This is a genomic window from Kitasatospora sp. NPDC051705, assembly GCF_044453265.1.
Lineage (GTDB): Bacteria > Actinomycetota > Actinomycetes > Streptomycetales > Streptomycetaceae > Kitasatospora.
Genome location: NZ_JBITCO010000005.1, coordinates 306545 through 323899, shown reverse-complemented (window position 1 = coordinate 323899; position 17355 = coordinate 306545). Strand labels below are relative to the sequence as shown.

General features: G+C 73.9%; 14 protein-coding genes. 9 read left to right on the top strand and 5 right to left on the bottom strand.

Annotation, left to right across the window (positions count from 1 at the left end; translation table 11 throughout):
• The first annotated feature begins 66 nt into the window (after positions 1–66).
• On the top strand, positions 67–1518 hold the full coding sequence (locus tag ACIA8Q_RS09705) for a menaquinone biosynthesis decarboxylase (protein WP_360219123.1): 1452 nt from the start codon (positions 67–69) through the stop codon (positions 1516–1518).
• On the top strand, positions 1515–2411 hold the full coding sequence (gene mqnP / locus ACIA8Q_RS09700; protein WP_360219120.1) for a menaquinone biosynthesis prenyltransferase MqnP: 897 nt from the start codon (positions 1515–1517) through the stop codon (positions 2409–2411). Before ACIA8Q_RS09705 ends, mqnP begins: the two co-directional genes overlap by 4 nt.
• A 33-nt stretch (positions 2412–2444) precedes the next feature.
• On the opposite strand, the gene ACIA8Q_RS09695 is transcribed toward mqnP, so the two are convergent.
• The 4 genes from ACIA8Q_RS09695 to ACIA8Q_RS09680 form a co-directional block, all read right to left on the bottom strand.
• Positions 2445–3302: an NAD(P)H-binding protein gene (locus ACIA8Q_RS09695; RefSeq protein WP_360219117.1), complete on the bottom strand. Its 858-nt coding sequence runs from the start codon at positions 3300–3302 to the stop codon at positions 2445–2447.
• Positions 3303–3444: 142 nt separating this feature from the next.
• Positions 3445–5550 (bottom strand): LPXTG cell wall anchor domain-containing protein, encoded by a 2106-nt coding sequence (locus tag ACIA8Q_RS09690; RefSeq protein ID WP_360219114.1) that lies wholly within the window; start codon positions 5548–5550, stop codon positions 3445–3447.
• 254 nt (positions 5551–5804) lie between these two features.
• Entirely contained in the window at positions 5805–6515 is a 711-nt protein-coding gene (locus tag ACIA8Q_RS09685; RefSeq protein ID WP_360219111.1) for an MOSC domain-containing protein, read from the bottom strand.
• Between the two features lie 73 nt (positions 6516–6588).
• Positions 6589–7329, bottom strand: a complete 741-nt coding sequence (locus ACIA8Q_RS09680) for a cyclase family protein (RefSeq protein ID WP_396316967.1) — start codon at positions 7327–7329, stop codon at positions 6589–6591.
• A 66-nt stretch (positions 7330–7395) separates the two neighbouring features.
• Here ACIA8Q_RS09680 and ACIA8Q_RS09675 point away from each other — a divergent pair, with 66 nt between their 5' ends.
• The 6 genes from ACIA8Q_RS09675 to ACIA8Q_RS09650 all read left to right on the top strand — a co-directional run bounded on the left by ACIA8Q_RS09675 (position 7396) and on the right by ACIA8Q_RS09650 (position 13512).
• Positions 7396–8082: a UbiX family flavin prenyltransferase gene (locus ACIA8Q_RS09675; protein WP_360219105.1), complete on the top strand. Its 687-nt coding sequence runs from the start codon at positions 7396–7398 to the stop codon at positions 8080–8082.
• Positions 8083–8201: 119 nt separating this feature from the next.
• The gene (locus ACIA8Q_RS09670; protein ID WP_329930404.1) at positions 8202–8660 is read left to right on the top strand and encodes an Lrp/AsnC family transcriptional regulator; all 459 of its coding nucleotides are present in this window, start codon (positions 8202–8204) and stop codon (positions 8658–8660) included.
• Positions 8661–8664: 4 nt separating this feature from the next.
• Positions 8665–9627, top strand: coding sequence for a threonine/serine dehydratase (locus ACIA8Q_RS09665; protein WP_360219102.1), 963 nt, complete (start codon positions 8665–8667; stop codon positions 9625–9627).
• A gap of 128 nt (positions 9628–9755) precedes the next feature.
• Positions 9756–10919, top strand: a complete 1164-nt coding sequence (mqnE, locus tag ACIA8Q_RS09660; RefSeq protein ID WP_360219099.1) for an aminofutalosine synthase MqnE — start codon at positions 9756–9758, stop codon at positions 10917–10919.
• 115 nt (positions 10920–11034) lie between these two features.
• Positions 11035–12396, top strand: coding sequence for a L,D-transpeptidase family protein (locus ACIA8Q_RS09655; protein ID WP_396316966.1), 1362 nt, complete (start codon positions 11035–11037; stop codon positions 12394–12396).
• A gap of 171 nt (positions 12397–12567) precedes the next feature.
• The gene (locus ACIA8Q_RS09650; protein WP_360219093.1) at positions 12568–13512 is read left to right on the top strand and encodes a beta-ketoacyl-ACP synthase III; all 945 of its coding nucleotides are present in this window, start codon (positions 12568–12570) and stop codon (positions 13510–13512) included.
• Positions 13513–13714: 202 nt separating this feature from the next.
• Here the strand turns inward: ACIA8Q_RS09650 and ACIA8Q_RS09645 are convergent, their stop codons facing one another.
• The gene (locus ACIA8Q_RS09645; RefSeq protein WP_030055725.1) at positions 13715–14362 is read right to left on the bottom strand and encodes a TetR family transcriptional regulator; all 648 of its coding nucleotides are present in this window, start codon (positions 14360–14362) and stop codon (positions 13715–13717) included.
• A 437-nt stretch (positions 14363–14799) separates the two neighbouring features.
• Here ACIA8Q_RS09645 and ACIA8Q_RS09640 point away from each other — a divergent pair, with 437 nt between their 5' ends.
• On the top strand, positions 14800–17220 hold the full coding sequence (locus tag ACIA8Q_RS09640; protein WP_360219090.1) for a PQQ-binding-like beta-propeller repeat protein: 2421 nt from the start codon (positions 14800–14802) through the stop codon (positions 17218–17220).
• Positions 17221–17355: the final 135 nt, after the last annotated feature.

The following is a 17355-nucleotide window of genomic DNA, read 5'->3' as shown; positions in this document are numbered from 1 at the left end:
TGGCGACGGGCGCCTTCCCGGGGCCCTTGACGGAGCCAGGCTATCCGGTGGCGGATACTGACAGGCATGGCATACGACGATCTCCGCTCCTTCCTCCGGGCACTCGACCGCGAAGGGGACCTCAAGCGCATCAAGGCAGAGGTGGACCCGCACCTGGAGATCGGCGAGATCGTCGACCGGGTCCAGAAGGCGAAGGGCCCCGCGCTGCTCTTCGAGAACGTCAAGGGCTCCTCGATGCCCCTCGCGATGAACGTCTTCGGCACCGAGCGGCGCCTCGCCAAGGCCCTCGGCCTCAAGGGCCCCGACGACATCTCCGAGAAGATCGCCGGACTGCTCAAGCCCGAACTCCCGCAGGGCTTCACCGGCTTCCGGGACGCCTTCGGCAAGCTCGCCTCGATGGCGCACGTGCCGCCCCGCAACGTGAAGGACGCCCCGGTCCAGGAGGTCGTGCTCACCGGCGACGACGTCGACCTGGACGCGCTGCCCGCCCTCTTCACCTGGCCGCAGGACGGCGGGTCCTTCTTCAACCTCGGGCTCACCCACACCAAGGACCCGGACAGCGGCGTCCGCAACCTGGGCCTCTACCGGCTCCAGCGGCACGACCGGCGCACCATCGGCATGCACTGGCAGATCCACAAGGACAGCCACAACCACGCCGCGAAGGCCGCGAAGCGGGGCGAACGGCTGCCCGTCGCGATCGCCTTCGGCTGCCCGCCGGCCGTCACCTACGCGGCCACCGCGCCGCTGCCCGGGGACATCGACGAGTACCTGTTCGCCGGGTTCGTCGCCGGCGAGCGGGTGCGGATGGTCGACTGCAAGACGGTCCCGCTGCAGGTCCCGGCCGACGCCGAGGTGGTCCTGGAGGGCTGGCTGGAGCCCGGCGAGATGCTCCCCGAGGGCCCGTTCGGCGACCACACCGGCTTCTACACCCCGCAGGAGCCGTTCCCGGCCCTGACGATCGACTGCGTGACGATGCGCCGCCGGCCGCTCCTGCAGTCCATCGTGGTCGGCCGCCCGCCGACCGAGGACGGCCCGCTGGGCAAGTTCACCGAGCGCTTCTTCCTGCCGCTGCTGAAGATCATCATCCCGGACATCGTCGACTACGACCTGCCCGAGGCCGGCGGCTTCCACAACTGCGTGATCGTCTCGATCGACAAGAAGTACCCCAAGCACGCCCAGAAGACGATGCACGCCATCTGGGGCGCCCACATGATGTCGCTGACCAAGCTGATCATCGTGGTGGACTCCGACTGCGACGTGCACGACTACCAGGAGGTCGCCTGGCGGGCCTTCGGCAACGTCGACTACAGCCGCGACCTCACCGTGGTCGAGGGCCCGGTCGACCACCTCGACCACGCCTCGTACCAGCAGTTCTGGGGCGGGAAGGCGGGCATCGACGCGACCCGCAAGCTCCCCGAGGAGGGCTACACCCGGGACGGCGGCTGGCCGGAGATGGTCTCCTCGGACCCGGCCACGGCCGCACTGGTGTCGCGTCGCTGGAAGGAGTACGGGCTGTGAGCACCGCCGCCGTCGAGACCCCCGGGCGCACGAAGGCCTTCCTGCGCCTGGTGATGATCGAGCACTCGGTCTTCGCCCTGCCCTTCGCCTACATCGCCGCGCTGACGGCCATGTTCCTCGCCGACAAGCGGGTGCACTGGGGCCAGCTGTTCGTCGTCACCGTCTGCATGGTCGGCCTGCGCACCTTCGCGATGGCCGCCAACCGGATCATCGACCGCGAGATCGACGCCCGGAACCCGCGCACGGCCTCCCGCGAACTGGTCACCGGGGCCGTCTCGCTGAGGACCGCGTACATCGGCTCGGCCGTGGCGCTGGTGGTGTTCCTCGGGGCGGCGGCGCTGCTCAACCCGCTCTGCCTGGCGCTCGCGCCGGTGGCCGTGGTGCCGATGGTCGTCTACCCGTACGGCAAGCGGTTCACCGACTTCCCGCAGGCCATCCTCGGTCTGGCCCAGGCGATGGGGCCGGTCGGCGCCTGGCTCGCGGTGACGGGCCGCTGGTCCTGGGACGCGGTGGTCCTCGGCGTGGCGGTCGGCGTCTGGATCGGCGGCTTCGACCTGATCTACGCCTGCCAGGACGTCGAGTCCGACCGCCACGGCAACGTGCGGTCGGTCCCGGCCCGCTTCGGCGTCCCGGCCGCGATCCGCGGCGCACGGGCGTGCCACCTCGTCACCACGCTCCTGCTGGGCTGGTTCGGGGTCCTGACGCACGCCGGACCGGCCTTCTGGATCGGTCTGGTCGTGGTGGTGGGCGCGTTCCTGTACGAGCACACCATCGTCAAGCCGAACGACCTGTCGCGGCTCAACCGGGCGTTCTTCCAGACCAACGGCTTCGTGGGCATCTCGCTGTTCTTCTTCGCCCTGGTGGACCTGGTCGTCCGCGGACTCGGCGTCTGACGCCCCGCCGGGCGGCCGCCGGGACGGGGCGGCTCACCGGAACAGCGCGGCGTGGTCGGCGGCCCAGGTGCGGAAGCTCCGGGCAGGCCGGCCGGTGACGTCCCGGACGGTCGTGGTGACCGGATCCGGGTCGGTGAGGCGGGCCTGGACGAGGTCCAGCGCGGCGTCGGCCTCCGCCGGGGGCCGGCCGGCGGCGAGCATGCGCCGGCGGGCCGTCCCGCGGGGGACCTCCTCCCACCGTGCCGGGCGGCCGGCGGCCTCCCCGATGATCCGCACCTGCTCCGCCTGGGTCGGCGCCCCGGGGCCGGTGAGCAGGTGGCGGGCGCCGTCGTGGCCGTCGTCGAGCAGGGCGCGGACGGCGACCGCCGCGACGTCCCGCTCGTCGACCGGGTGGAGCCCGGCCGCACCGCCGTAGCCCTGCACGGCACCGCCGGTCCTGATCTCCTCCGCCCACCGCAGCGCGTCCGCCGCGAAGCCGTACGGCCGCAGCGCGGTGTGCCGCACCCCGCTGCCCGCGAGGAGCGCCTCGACCTCCCCGGCCGGCCCCCGCGGGCCCGCCCCTGGCGCGTCCCGGACGGCGGCCGAGGAGAGCTGCACCACCCGCCCGACCTCGCCGGCCAGGGCCGCCACCGCCCCGGCCGCGCCCTCGGCGGTCGGGAGGGGCCAGGCCAGGAAGGCCGCGTCGATGCCGCGCGCGGCGGCCCGCAGCGAATCCGGATCGAGCAGGTCCCCCTGGACGTGTCCGCGCTGCCGCGCCCGGTCGCCGCGCCGGGTCAGGGCCCGGACCCGCACCCCGGCGGCCGCGAGCTGCAGCACCAGGTGGCGTCCGACCGCCCCGGTGGCGCCGATCACCAGGACGGACGTCACATCGTCAGTTCGCTTCTCCGTCATGCCTCGACGGTAGGCGAGCCGCATGAGAGGCCCAATGCGCACGGGTCTCCCGTCCATGCGTCATCGTCTACGGCGCGCCTGCGGGGCCCGCCGGGGCCGGGGAGCCGGGGCCCGGGTGGGGCCGCGGGCTGCGCGGAGGCGGTCAGGCGCTGCGGCGGCGGCGCGCGGCGAAGAGCGCGCCGAGGCCGCTGACGAGCAGGGCGGCGGCGCCCGCGGCGGTCGTGAGGACGCCGTCCGACCCGGTGTGCGCGAGCTCGCCGCCCGCCAGCCGGGCGGTGCCGGCGGTGGTGCCCGTGGTGGCGCCGGTACCGGTGGTGGCGGCGTCGTCCGCGGAGGCGGCGGTGAAGCCGGCCTTGACGGCGCTGCCGGTGCCGGGCGCGGTGGAGAGGTCGACCCGGAATCCCTGCGGGCCGACGTACGCGGGCATGTACTGGCCGCCCTCGCCGAGGACGACCACCCCGTGGACGTAGGACGCGCCGATCGCGGCACCGGCGGTGAACGCCAGCCGGACGTGCTTGGTGACGGATGCTCCGGCCGCCAGGTCCTTGCCGTCGGTGAGGTGGTAGGTCAGCGGGCCGGTCGACTGGCGGCTCGGGGTGCCGGTGACGTCCTGCCAGCCGCCGTCGGCCTTCTGCACCTGGAGGGTGCTCTGCTGGTCGGCCTGCACCACCAGGGAGGCGTCGTCGTAGGCGGAGGCACTGGGGTTGGTCGCGGTGACGTCGAACTCGACCGGGGCGCCGCCGATGACGGCGCTGGTCGGCGCGTTCTTGACCTGCACGGCGAGGGCCTTCAGCGCCACGTCCTTGGTGCTCTCGGCGACGACGGTGTTCGCGGAGTCCGCGATCGCGGAGTAGAGCTTGACGGTGCTGCTCTGGCTGGCCCAGTCGTTGTTGAGCGGGGCGGCGAGGCGCAGCTGGAGGGTCCTGCTGGCGCCGGCGGCGACCGTCACGCCCGGGATCTCCCCGGAGAAGTCGACGGTCTTGTCGCCCAGCGCGAAGTTCAGCGTCACGGGCTTCCAGGTGCCGTCGGCGTCGCGGTACTCGAGGGTGATGCGGTCCTTCGAGCGGGCCCACTGGTTGCTGGCCTTCAGCTTCAGCGTGAACGAGGCGTCGGTGCCGCCCGGGTTGGTGACGGTCTCGGTGAACTCCACCGGACGGCCGCCGTTGCCGATCGAGGCCGGCTCCTGGACGGTCAGCGAGGGCTTGGCGGCGACCGGGGCGGCGGTGACGTCGACCGCGACGAACTGGGGGCCGATGACGAGGGGCATGAACGCGCCGCCCTCGCCGAGCATGGCCCACGGGTGGATGTACTCGGTGCCGGGCGCGGCGTCGGCGGTGAAGGCGATGCGGACGTGCTTGGTGAAGGAGGCGCCGGCGGCGAGGGTCCGGTCCTCGGTGAGGTGGTAGAGGACCCGGCCGTTGTCCTGCGGGGTGCCGGTGACGGTCTCCCAGCCGCCGTCGGCCTCCTGCACCTGGAAGGTGCTGTTCCGGGTGGCCTCCACGACCTTGGAGACGCCGGTGTAGCCGGACGCGCTGGGGTTGGTGACGGTGACGTCGAACTCGACCGGCGCACCGCCGGCGACGGCGCTCGTCGGCGCGCCCTTGACCTGCAGGGTGAGGGCCTTGGCCACGACCTCCGCGGTGCTCTCGGCGAGGACGGCCTTCGCCTGGTCCAGGACGGCGGAGCGGAGCGTGACGGGCGCGTCCTGGTTGCCCCAGGCGTTGTGGAGCGGGGTGGCCAGGCGCAGCCGGACCGTCCGGGTGGCGCCGGCGGCGACGGTCAGCCCGGGGACCTCCCCGCCGGAGCCGAGGGGCTTCCAGGTGCCGTCGGCGTCGCGGTAGTCGACGGTGATGCCCTTGGCGGGGGCGGCGGGGCTGCTCGCGTCGACCCTCAGGGTGTACGAGGCCGCGGCGTCGCCGGGGTTGGTGACGGTCTCGGTGAACTCGACGGGCTCGCCGCCGTGGCCGATGGACGCGGGGGCGTTGACGGTCAGCGCGGGCTTGCCGGCCTCGGCGGTCTTGGCGGCGGGCTTGTCGGCCGGCTTCTCGGCGGGCTTCTCCGTGGCGGCGGCGGAGGCCGCGGCGGTCGGCTCGGCGGCCGGGGTGGCGGTCGGCTCGGCCGGGGCGGTGACCGCGGCCGGGGCGTCGGCGGCGTAGGCGGCCGGGGAGGCGACCACGGCACCGGTGGCCAGCAGCACGCCGAGGGTGGCGGCGGTGAGGACGGTGGAGCCGGAGCGGCGTGCGCGCACGACGGACATTCTGAATACCCCCAGGGTGTTGCACCGTCGGCGTTCCGTCGCCGGCCGGCAAGCTCGGTAGGTGCCGGACGCGAGGTTCGGGGGTGGTGCCCCCGGCGTCACCCGCAGTCCGGCCCGGCGGGCTTCCCCGCCGCTCACTCCCATAGACGTGCGGGGCCCGCGGGGGTTGCAGGGAAGGTCGAAGATTTTTCCGGGAATCCTGGAGAGGGCCCTGACCTGCGGTTCCGTGCCCGCTCGGGGTGGTCTCAGTGCAGCGACAGCTCGTCTCCGACGCTCAGCCGCCCCGGGGAGGCGACCTCGGCCAGCGCGTCGAGCCGGCCGTCGTGGGCGTGCACGAGGGCCTTGAGGATCTCGGGCGCGTGCGGCAGCCCGGGCTGCGGGGCTCCGGTCATCGCGCAGCGCTCGCTGGACCGGACGAAGCCCAGCCGCACCCCGGCGCCGCCGAGCCCCTCCCGGCCGAACCAGCCGTCCTCGACGAACGGCGGGGTGCCGGGCGGGGTCCGCAGCACGATGTTGGGGCGGAACCGCCGCTCGTCGACCGCGGTGAACGGGACGGCCTCGCGGACCCAGTCCAGGGTGGCGGTGGTGAGCACGCTGACCGGCAGCTGGTCGAAGTGCGAGACGGCGTCCTCGCGGGCCAGCTCGACGTCCTCGCGCTGGAGGTAGGCCCGCAGGAACGCGCCGGGCTCGGTGACCGGGCGTCCGAGCGGGTCGAACAGCTCGGGTCCGTCGATCCGGTGGCCGAGGCGGGCGGAGAGGCGGAGCAGGCCGTCCACCCGGCGGAACCGGCGGGTGCTCTTGCCCGAACCGAGTCTGCCGTCGCCGTCGCGGACGGCGTAGAGGCGGTCGCCGGCGAGGCCGCGCTCGTCCACCTCGACGGAGTCGAGCCGCTCGCCGCCGGTGGACTTCACGGGGTAGCGCCAGAGTCGCTCGATCACTCCGATGATCTCAGCCATGGCCGGACAGCGTAGCGGCGGCGCCGGGGGATGGTCTAGACCAAGTCCGTTGGGGGGTGCGGTCGGAGGCGTCTCAGCCCAGCCGGGCCACCGCCCGGACCGGCGCGCCGTCCGCCGCCACCAGGCGCAGCGGGAACAGCGACACCTCCACCGGCAGACCGGCCTCCTGGGCGGCCAGCAGCGGCCGCAGGTCGGTCAGGTTCTCCGCGATCACCCCGCCGCCGGGCGCCCCCAGCAGCACGCGGTGCGCGGCGAGGGTCGGCTCGTCGGCGGGCCGGTCGTGCTCGTCGGCGAGGTCCGCGAGCAGCGCCGCCACCGCCGGGTCGCCCGGGCCCGGGTCGGGGGTGGGGTCGACGCTCGGCGCGTCCACCCCGACGGTCCGCACCCCGGCGGCGACGATCGCCCCGGCGGCCTCCGGCGTCAGGGCGGGGTGGGCCAGGTAGGCGTCGGTGCCCCAGTGCCGGGCCCACCCGGTGGCCAGCAGCAGGACGGACCCCTCGCCGACCCGCTCCAGCGCGGGCGCCAGCAGGTCGGGGGTGACGGCCGCCCGCGGCTCCAGCCCGCGCAGGTCGGCGAGCACCGCCGGGCCGGTGAACCGCTCCAGCGGCAGCCCGTCCAGGGTCGGCCAGGTGACGTCCACGTGGTACGGCGCGTCCACGTGCGTCCCGGACTGCGAGCCCAGGTGCAGGGCCAGCACGTTCACCCCGGCCGTGGCGGTGGTGAGCGCCGGCTCCAGCAGGACGGTCGGGTCGCCGGGGTAGACCGGCATCGCGGTGGTCACCTGATGGGTGAGGTCGACGAGGGTCGCTGCCATGCGCCCATCCTCCCAGGGACGCCCGCGGATGCGGCCGGGGCGGGTGCGGCCGGATAGAAAGGGGCCATGGGAACAGCGAAGCGTCAGCCGTGGGTGGTCGGGGTCTCGGGCGCGTCGGGGACGCCGTACGCGGCCTCGGTGATCCGGGCCCTGCTCGACGCCGGGGAGCCGGTGGACCTGATCGTCAGCCGGGCCGCCCGGCTCACCATCCTCGACGAGACCGGCATCTCCTTCCGGGACGCCCACTGGCGCACCGACCTGGCCGCCTGGCTGGGCCTCGACGAGGACCGGGCGGGCCTCCTGGACGACGTCCGCTACTGGCCCGCCGGGGACTTCGCGGCCGGCCCGTCCAGCGGCTCCTACCCGGCCAGGGGCATGCTGGTGGTACCGGCGACCACCGGCGCGGTGGCCGGGATCGCGCTCGGCCTGAGCAAGGACCTGCTGCAGCGGGTGGCGAGCGTCACCCTCAAGGAGCGCCGCCCGCTGGTCGTCTGCGTGCGCGAGACACCACTCAACGGGGTGACGTTGAAACACCTGGTGGAACTCGACGCGCAGGGCGCCGTGGTCCTGCCCGCCTCGCCCGGTTTCTACGCCGGCGGCTCCACCGTGCGCGAACTCGTCGATTTCGTGGCCGGCCGGGTGCTGGACGCGGTCGGCGTACCGCATTCCCTGTACCTGCGCTGGGAAGGGGAGTTGGGAGCGGCGGCCCGCCGGGCCGGCGGGAACGGCAGCGCGTCGGCTGAGGGGGAGTGAGGAGACCGAAGGCGGGAGAGTATCTTCTCTGCGATACCCGGGTTGTTCCGCGCATGGCGCCTTTGAATCCGGATAATGATCTGTGGGTCTGGTGAGGTTCGGAAGGACGCGGACGGTATATGGACACGGTGGACAGACAGCTCATCCAGGCGCTCCGGGAGAACGGACGGGCGTCCTACGCCGAGCTGGGCCGGCTGGTGGGCCTCTCCGGCCCGAGCGTCACGGACCGGATCAACCGCCTCGAGCAGGCCGGCGTCATCACCGGCTACCGCGCGACGGTCAACCCGGCCTCGCTCGGCTTCGGGGTGACGGCCCTGATCGGCCTCCAGCTGACCGACGCGGCCGACCACGAGGACGTCGCGTTCCGGCTGAAGGACCTCAACGAGGTCGAGGACTGCTGGTTCATCGCGGGTGACGACTCGTACATGCTCAAGGTCCGGGTGGCCGACGTGGCCGGCCTGGAGTCCGTGGTGAAGCGGATCTCCGGCACGAAGGGCGTGGCCCGCACCCGGACCACCGTCGTACTCTCCACCAAGTGGGAGAACCGGGTGAGCGACCTCCCCCCAGAAGGAGAGTGACGTCATGGCACTGGTCGGACTGGAGGAGCTGCGCGCGGCCCGGCAGCGGATCGCGGGGGTGGCCGTGCGCACCCCGCTGGTCCCCGCCCCCTGGGCGGCCGACGGCGGGCGCAGCCTGTGGCTCAAGCCCGAGAACCTCCAGCCGACCGGCGCCTTCAAGACCCGTGGCGCCTACAACCGGCTGGCCGCGCTCACCGAGGACGAGCGGGCCCGCGGCGTGGTCGCGCAGTCCAGCGGCAACCACGCGCAGGCCGTCGCCTACGCGGCGGCACTGCTCGGGATCAAGGCCGTCATCGTGATGCCGGACACCTCCCCGGCCGTGAAGGTGGAGTACACCCGCGGGTTCGGCGCCGAGGTGCTCCTGGTGTCGCCGGAGGAGCGGGACACCGTGCCCGGCGAGCTCGCCGAGCGGCACGGCTACGTGTGGGTGCCGCCGTACGACGACCCGTACATCATCGCGGGCCAGGGCACGGTCGGCCTGGAGATCGCCGAGGACGCCCCGGCCGGGCTGGACACCGTGCTGGTGCCGGTCAGCGGCGGCGGCCTGATCTCCGGGACGGCGGCCGCGCTCAAGCTCACCCGTCCGGGTGTCCGGGTGGTCGGCGTCGAGCCGGAGCTGGCCGCCGACGCCCGGGCCAGTCTGCGGGCCGGGCGCCGGCTCGCCTGGCCGGTCGCCGACACCTACCGCACCATCGCGGACGGGCTGCGCACCCCGTCGGTCGGCGAGCTGCCCTTCGAGCACCTGACCGCGTACGTGGACGACATCGTCACCGTCACCGAGGACGAGATCCGGGCCACCGTCGCCCTGCTGGCCCGCCGCGGCCGGCTGGTCGCCGAGCCCTCCGGCGCGGTCGCCCCGGCGGCCTACTTCCACCGAGCCGACGAGACCGGGGGCCGGACGGTGGCCGCCGTGGTCAGCGGCGGCAACATCGAGCCCGCCCTGCTCGCGGAGCTGCTCTCGACCTGATCCCCGGGCCGGCGGAGCGCCGCGGTGAGACGCGTCGTCCCGCGGTCGGAGCGGCCCGGAGCTGCGGCCGTCAGGTGACGTACGCTCGTTCCGGCAAGGAACCGAAGTCGGAGGAGGCGGGGCACCGCATGGACGCAGGGCTCAAGCGCGAGCTGGAGGCGAAGGTCTACGCGGGTGAGCGGCTGACCCGCGAGGACGGGATCGCGCTCTACGAGAGCGACGACCTGGCCTGGCTGGGTGGCCTGGCCCACCACGTGCGGACGCGGAAGAACGGCGACGTCGTCCATTTCAACGTCAACCGCCACCTCAACATGACCAACGTGTGCAGCGCGTCCTGCGCGTACTGCTCGTTCCAGCGCAAGCCGGGCGAGAAGGACGCGTACACGATGCGCATCGAGGAGGCCGTCCGGCTCGCCAAGGCGATGGAGAGCGACTCCCTCACCGAGCTGCACATCGTCAACGGCCTGCACCCGACGCTGCCCTGGCGCTACTACCCGCGCTCGCTGCGGGAGCTCAAGGCGGCCCTGCCGAACGTCTCGCTGAAGGCCTTCACCGCGACCGAGATCCACTGGTTCGAGAAGATCAGCGGTCTGTCCGCGGACGAGATCCTGGACGAGCTGATCGACGCCGGTCTGGAGTCGCTGACCGGCGGCGGCGCGGAGATCTTCGACTGGGAGGTCCGCCAGCACATCGTCGACCACGACACCCACTGGGAGGACTGGTCGCGGATCCACCGCCTCGCGCACGCCAAGGGACTCAAGACGCCCTGCACCATGCTGTACGGGCACATCGAGGAGCCCCGCCACCGGGTGGACCACGTGCTGCGGCTGCGCGAGCTGCAGGACGAGACCGGCGGCTTCCAGGTGTTCATCCCGCTGCGCTACCAGCACGACTTCCACGACTCCAAGGACGGCGTCGTGCGCAACAAGCTGATGGCCCGTACCGAGATGGCCACCGGCGCCGAGGCCCTGAAGACCTTCGCCGTCTCCCGGCTGCTCTTCGACAACGTCCCGCACGTCAAGGTGTTCTGGGTGATGCACGGCGTGACCACCGCCCAGCTGGCGCTCAGCCACGGCGCCGACGACATGGACGGCTCGGTGGTCGAGTACAAGATCACCCACGACGCGGACAACTTCGGCACCCCGAACAAGCTCGGCCGCGACGACCTGCTCGACCTGATCCGCGACGCCGGCTTCCGCCCGGTGGAGCGGAACACCCGCTACGAGGTCATCCGCGAGTACGACGGACCGGACCTGACGCGCCGCGAGACCCCGCAGGCGATGCGTCTCTGACCGTGCCCCACCCCCGCCGCCCCGGCCGTTCCACGGCCGGGGCGGCGGCTTCTTCACCGCCTCCGCACGCGCCCCGGGTTTACCAACGGGTACGGCGTTTGGCAGGATCGACCGTATGTCCGGTTCACATCGCGCCACCGCGTACCCGTCGTACGAGCCGATGCCGGAGCCGGTGTACGAGGCGCCACAGCCCTCCCACCAGGACTACGGGGCGTACCAGCAGCCGGTTCAGCAGGGCCACGGCGACTATCGGCCCAACCCGCAGGACGGCTACTTCGAGGCCTACGACCAGCCGTTCCGGCCCCACCCGGCCGGCCACGCGGCGCAGGCCGGCACCGCCCAGCAGTACGCGTACGGCGCCGGGCCGGGCTACGGCCAGCAGAGCGGCTACGAGGCGGCGTACGAGGCCGGTTACGAGGCGCCGTACGGCGCGGGCTACGACCCGGAACCGGTGTACCTGTCGGAGCCCTTCGCCGGGACGGAGCCGGTGCACCCCGCGGAGTCCTTCCCCGCACCGGAGTCCGCCCCGCCGGCGGACCCCTCCCTCGGACCGGTGTCCGTTCCGCTCGCCGCCGAGGCCCCCGCGGGCTCCCGGGCGGCCGCCCGGGGCCGGCGTCGCAAGGCCAAGCAGAAACGACACGGCAAGGCCGTGATGGCCGGTACGGCGCTGCTGGTCGCGGCCGCCGCCGGCTGGTACACCGTCGGCCAGGAGGGCGCCAAGCCCGGCGTCACCGCCGCCGACGGCCCCGGCCCGGAGGGCGTCAGCACGCCCGACCAGCCGTCACCGGGCGTGGCCGCCGCCCAGCCGGCCGCCGCCCAGGCCGCCGCCGACCGGCAGAACACCGACCCCGCCGCCGCCCGCAGCCAGGCCCGCGCGGACACCTCGGTCGCCGCTATACCCGGCCTCGGCGCTTCGTTCACCGCGAAGATCCCCGCCGAGACCACCCAGGTCGTGGTCGCCTCCGGTCAGGACAAGGGCACCGACAAGAACAGCGTCACCCTCTGGACCCGCACCCCGGAGGGCCGCTGGCTGGCCGGCGAGACCTGGCAGGGCCACAACGGCAAGAACGGCTGGACCACCGACCACAGCGAGGGCGACCTGCGCAGCCCGATCGGCGTCTTCTCGCTCACCGACGCCGGCGGCCGCAACGCCGACCCCGGCAGCAAGCTCCCGTACGACAAGGACCCGAGCTTCGTGGTCTCCGGGACCGGCTTCTTCGGGGACCAGCTGGCCGGCTCCTTCGACTACGTGGTCGCGATCAACTACAACCGCGTCCCCGGCAACTCCCCGCTCGACCCGCGCCGCCCGATGGGCGCCAAGAAGGGCGGCGGCATCTGGATCCACGTCGACCACGACGGCCCCACCCACGGCTGCGTCTCCATCCCGGAGGACAAGATGGCCGAGCTGATCCGCACCCTGGACCCGGCGGCCCACCCGGTGATCGTGATGGGGGACGCCACCTCGCTGGCCGCCTGAGCCGGCCCCGGGGGCCCTCCGGGCGCCCGCCCCCCGCCGCGGTGCCGGTGACGGCCCGGAGCAGAGGTCAGGCGCCGCAACGCCCCTTGTCAGTCCCCTACAGATCGCGGGGGCGGACCTTGTAGCCGGTCGCGCCCCGCTGACCAGTGAGTAACCCGGTTCCATGGCAGTATGAGCGGTTCGCGCATTGTGGCACTAGGCCACTACCAGCCCCCCAAGGTCCTCACCAACGACGACCTGGAGGCGCTCGTCGACACCAACGACGAGTGGATCCGCAGCCGGGTGGGCGTCAGAACCCGGCACGTCGCCGAGGGCGAGACCCTGGTCGACCTCGCCACCGAGGCGGCGCAGAAGGCGCTCGCCAACAGCGGCCGCACGGCCGAGGAGATCGACCTGGTCGTGGTCGCCACCTGCACCGCGATCGAGCGCAGCCCCAACACGGCGGCCGCGGTCGCCGCCAGGCTCGGCGTCCGGGCGCCCGCCGCCTACGACATCAACACCGTCTGCTCCGGCTTCTCGTACGCCCTCGCCACCGCCGACCACGCGATCCGGGCCGGTGCGGCGCGGCGCGCCCTGGTCATCGGCGCCGAGCGGATGTCCGACACGCTCGACTGGACCGACCGCACCACCTGCGTGATCTTCGGCGACGGCGCTGGCGCCGCGGTGGTCGAGGCCCAGGAGGAGGGCGCCGAGCCCGGCATCGGGCCGGTGGTCTGGGGCTCGGAGCCGGAGAAGGGCGACGCCGTCGTCATCACCGGCTGGGACCCGGTGATCAGCCAGCAGGGCCAGTCGGTGTTCCGCTGGGCCACCACGCAGCTCGCCCCGCTGGCCCGCCAGGCCTGCGAGCGGGCCGGGATCGACCCGTCGGAGCTGAAGGGCTTCGTGCCGCACCAGGCCAACCTGCGGATCATCGACGCGATCGCGGGCAAGCTGGGCCTCGCCGACGCCGTGGTGGCCCGGGACGTGGTCGACTCCGGCAACACCTCGGCGGCCTCCATCCCGCTGGCCTTCTCCAAGCTCGTCGAGCGCGGCGAGCTGAGCCCGGGCGACCCGGTCCTGCTGTTCGGCTTCGGCGGCGGCCTCGCCTACGCGGGGCAGGTCGTGCGCTGCCCGTAGGGGCTGTCTTCCGACCCCGGGCCGGCCCCGCGCGACATGCCGGTGGGCGGGCACCCTGTGTGAGGGGTGCCCGCCCACCGGCATGTCTGGCGCGCTTGCGGTACGTCGGCGGACCTCCCCCGAGGACACGGCCGCCGTCCGTCGGTCCCCGGACAGGAGGCCGGGACTGCGCGCGGAGCGGATGATCTGTCGGGCGGACGGTCTACTTGGGCGGCTTCTTGCCGGTGACGCCCAGGTACACCAGGGGAGCGAGGTTGGGCTTGAGGTCCTTGACCTTGACGCCCCAGGAGGTGAAGGCCTTCTGGTGCTCGGCCGCCGAGGCGAGCAGCGAGACCAGGGCCCCGGCTACGGCGTTCGGGTCGAGCGACTTGTCGGCCTGACCCTTCGCCTGGAGTTCCTTGACGGCCTCCGCGAGTGGCTTGGCGACCGCGTTGAGGACGGTCATGCGGATCTTGAAGAACCGCTTGTCCCCTTCGGCGGCACCGAGCGTGACCACTCGGAGAATGGCGTCGTTCTTGCGCCAGAAGGCGAGGAATCCGTCGACCAGTTCTTCCGAAGTGGTCGGGCCGGACTTCCCTGCCCAGGACTTTCCGGCCACCAGCTCTTTGAGGGTGTCGGCGTCCTTGGCCATTTCCTCGGCGATTTCGAGGACAGCGCCCTCGACATCCGGGAAGTACTGGTAGAAGGTCGCGGGGGAGGTACCCGCCATACGGGCGACGTCGATGACCTTGACGTCCCGATACGGCGACGTGCTGAGCATCTCGCGGAGGCAGTCGAGCAGCTTCTGCCGCGTCTCCTGTCCGCGTCGCCCGGCGACGCGACCGTCGACGGTGCGAACTTGTCCTGTCATGCCGTCAGCTTACCGTGGCACGATCTTGGCGCGATTCGGTGATGCGACTATTACTCCGCACGGGGGGTTGCTATAGGGGCATGAACCGCTTCGGACGGATATTCACCCGGCCCCCGGGGCGCTGTTTGAAGCCCCCCCGTGTGCTTTTGACCCCATAGCGTGACGGCGAGTCCGCTGAGGGGTGGTCGAGTGACAGAGCGTGACGACGTCCGGTCCCGGGAGATCCGTACCGGGAGGGGGTGTCCGCGGGGCCGGACGCAAGCCGCGGCCGGAGCGGGCGTCAGAATCCGGCCGTTCCGTCACCGGTGACCGGACGGCGGCCGCCACGGGGCGGCCGGCCGCCCCGGGCGGGGGAGGTTGGAGTTGCAGCGGGCGGCGTTGGAGAATCGGGTCCGGCACCACGCGGCGGGTGCGGAAAACGGGGAGGTGGCAGCGGAGTGGACCAGCTGACGGCGCACGATCCGAGGCGGATCGGGCCCTTCGAGGTGCTGGGGCGGCTCGGCGCGGGTGGGATGGGGCTGGTCTACCTGGCGCGCTCCGCCTCCGGTCGAAGGGTGGCCATCAAGACCGTCCGGGGGGAGCTGGCCGAGGACGAGCTGTTCCGCGTCCGCTTCGCGCGGGAGATCGAGGCCGCCAAGACGGTCGGCGGCTTCTACACCGCGGCCGTGGTGGACGCCGACGCGGACGCCCGGGTGCCCTGGCTGGCCACCGCGTACATCCCGGCCCCCTCCCTGGAGGACCTGGTCGAGGAGTGCGGGCCGCTGCCGGTGGACGCCACCCGCTGGCTGGTCGCGGGCATCGCCGAGGCGCTGCAGTCCATCCACGCGGCCGGGCTGATCCACCGCGACCTCAAGCCGTCCAACGTGCTGGTGGTCGAGGACGGCCCGAAGGTGATCGACTTCGGCATCGCGTCCGGCGTCTCCAGCACCCGGCTCACCATGACCAACGTCGCGGTCGGCACCCCCGCCTACATGTCCCCCGAGCAGGCCCGGGACAGCCGGAACGTCCGGGGCGCCAGCGACGTCTTCTCGCTCGGCTCGCTGATGGTCTTCTGCGCCACCGGGCACCCGCCGTACCGCGGCTCCAACCCGGTCGAGACGGTGTTCCAGCTGCTGCGCGAGGAACCCGACCTGTCCGGGATGCCGCCGGAGCTGATGGACCTGGTCCGCGCCTGCATGCGGCCCTCGCCCGAGCACCGGCCCACCCCGGCGCAGATCCAGACCGAGCTGGCCCCGCACCTGTTCTCCCGCGACGACGCCTCCGGCGAGGCCGGCGACTGGCTCCCGGCCAACGCGCTGGAGCTGATCGAGCGCAAGCGCGGCCGCCGCCAGCCGGCCCCGCCGCCCCGCGGCGGGCAGCCGCCGGTCGGCCCGCCGCAGCCCCCGGAGCCGCCGCGGGGCGGCCCCCAGCAGCCGTCGCACCAGCCGCCGCAGCCGCACCAGCAGGTGCCGCCGCAGCGCCCCGGCCTGGACGACCCGCGGACCCACCCGGGCGGGCGGCACCTGCCGCCGGCCGGGCCGGTGCACGCCGGACCGCAGCCCGGCCGGGCCGCCGACGGCGAGATCCCGACCGCGAAGATCGCCTCCCCGAACAAGCACCGGGCGCCCGGTGGCGGGGCCGTCGAGGTGCAGCTGTCCGGCGCCTCGGTGCGGATAGGCCCCGGCCCCCGGGCCGAGCACGAGCAGACCGGCCCGGGAACGGCCCCGGCCGAGACCGACTGGGTCCGCCGGGCCACCCCGACGCCGCCGCCGGCGCCCGCGCCGGCCGCCCGCTGGCGCCCCTGGCGCTTCCGGATGTCCAACGACGTCTGGGGCACCCCAGTGGTCGCCGACGGCACGCTCTTCGTCTCCAGCTTCGAGGTGCACGCGCTGGACATCGGCTCCGGCGAGCGCCGCTACAAGACCCGTGACGTCGCCTGGGCGCTCGCGGTGCACGCCGGCCGGGTGCACGCCGCCGACGGCCCCCACCTGTACACGGTGGACGTCGCGGACGGCACCGAGCGCTGGCGCACCTCGCTGGACGGCTGGGTCTACTCGCTCTCCGCCGCCGACGGGGTGCTCTGCTGCGGCATCCGGGGCGGCGGCGTCCAGCTGCGCTCCGCGGCCAACGGCGGCGAGCTGTGGCGCGCCGACGACGCCCAGCAGGACTACGAGAACCCGCAGTCCGGCCCGGTCCTGGTGGCCGGCGCGGCCTACTACTACGGCGCCGGGCGGCTGCGCTGCATCGACCCGCGCGGTGCGGGCCTGCGCTGGTCCTTCCCGGTCGGCGAGGACGTGCCCTCGCACCCGGTCGAGCGCGGCGGCGTGCTCTACGTGACGGCCGGTACCCGGGTGTACGCGCTGGACGCGGCCAGCGGGGTCGAGCGCTGGCGCTTCGAGGCCCCGGTGGTGCTCTTCACCCCGCCCGCCCTGGACGCCGACGCGGTCTACGTCGCCGACTACCTGGGCACGGTCTACGCGCTGGACGCGGCCACCGGCCGGGACCGCTGGCGCGGGGTCACCGGCAGCCGGCAGGGCGCCGAGCCGGTGGTGGTCGGGGACGGCATGGTGCTGGTCGGCAGCGGCGAGGTGCTGTACGCCTTCGAGGCGGCCACCGGCCGGGAACGCTGGCGCTACACCGCGCGCGGGGAGATCGTCGGGGCCCCGGCGGTGGCGGACGGCCTGGTCCACCTGGGCAGCCGGGACCACTCGCTGCACACCCTCGACCTGGCGAGCGGTCAGCTGCGCTGGGAGCTGGGGACCAAGGGTGAGCTGACCGGGTCCCCGGTGGCGGTCGGCGGGCGGGTCTTCGTCGGCTCCAAGGACCGCTGTGTGTACGCGCTGGACGCCTTCTACGGGACGGCCGTCCCGGCCCGCTGAGACGGGCGCGGGGGGGGGGGGGGGGGCCCCCCCCCCCCCGGGGGGGGGGGGGGCGGGGGGGCCCCCCGGGGGCCGGCGGGGGCCCCGGGGGGCGGCGGGGGGGGGGGGGCGGCCCCCCCCCCCCCCCCGCGGCCC

What these genes read in the sequence shown, in the direction of transcription:
- ACIA8Q_RS09705 (WP_360219123.1), top strand. Translation starts at nt 67, where the DNA reads ATGGCATACGACGATCTCCGCTCCTTCCTCCGGGCACTCGACCGCGAA.
- ACIA8Q_RS09695 (WP_360219117.1), bottom strand. Translation starts at nt 3,302, where the DNA reads ATGACGGAGAAGCGAACTGACGATGTGACGTCCGTCCTGGTGATCGGC.
- ACIA8Q_RS09685 (WP_360219111.1), bottom strand. Translation starts at nt 6,515, where the DNA reads ATGGCTGAGATCATCGGAGTGATCGAGCGACTCTGGCGCTACCCCGTG.
- ACIA8Q_RS09680 (WP_396316967.1), bottom strand. Translation starts at nt 7,329, where the DNA reads ATGGCAGCGACCCTCGTCGACCTCACCCATCAGGTGACCACCGCGATG.
- ACIA8Q_RS09675 (WP_360219105.1), top strand. Translation starts at nt 7,396, where the DNA reads ATGGGAACAGCGAAGCGTCAGCCGTGGGTGGTCGGGGTCTCGGGCGCG.
- ACIA8Q_RS09670 (WP_329930404.1), top strand. Translation starts at nt 8,202, where the DNA reads ATGGACACGGTGGACAGACAGCTCATCCAGGCGCTCCGGGAGAACGGA.
- ACIA8Q_RS09665 (WP_360219102.1), top strand. Translation starts at nt 8,665, where the DNA reads ATGGCACTGGTCGGACTGGAGGAGCTGCGCGCGGCCCGGCAGCGGATC.
- mqnE (WP_360219099.1), top strand. Translation starts at nt 9,756, where the DNA reads ATGGACGCAGGGCTCAAGCGCGAGCTGGAGGCGAAGGTCTACGCGGGT.
- ACIA8Q_RS09655 (WP_396316966.1), top strand. Translation starts at nt 11,035, where the DNA reads ATGTCCGGTTCACATCGCGCCACCGCGTACCCGTCGTACGAGCCGATG.
- ACIA8Q_RS09650 (WP_360219093.1), top strand. Translation starts at nt 12,568, where the DNA reads ATGAGCGGTTCGCGCATTGTGGCACTAGGCCACTACCAGCCCCCCAAG.
- ACIA8Q_RS09645 (WP_030055725.1), bottom strand. Translation starts at nt 14,362, where the DNA reads ATGACAGGACAAGTTCGCACCGTCGACGGTCGCGTCGCCGGGCGACGC.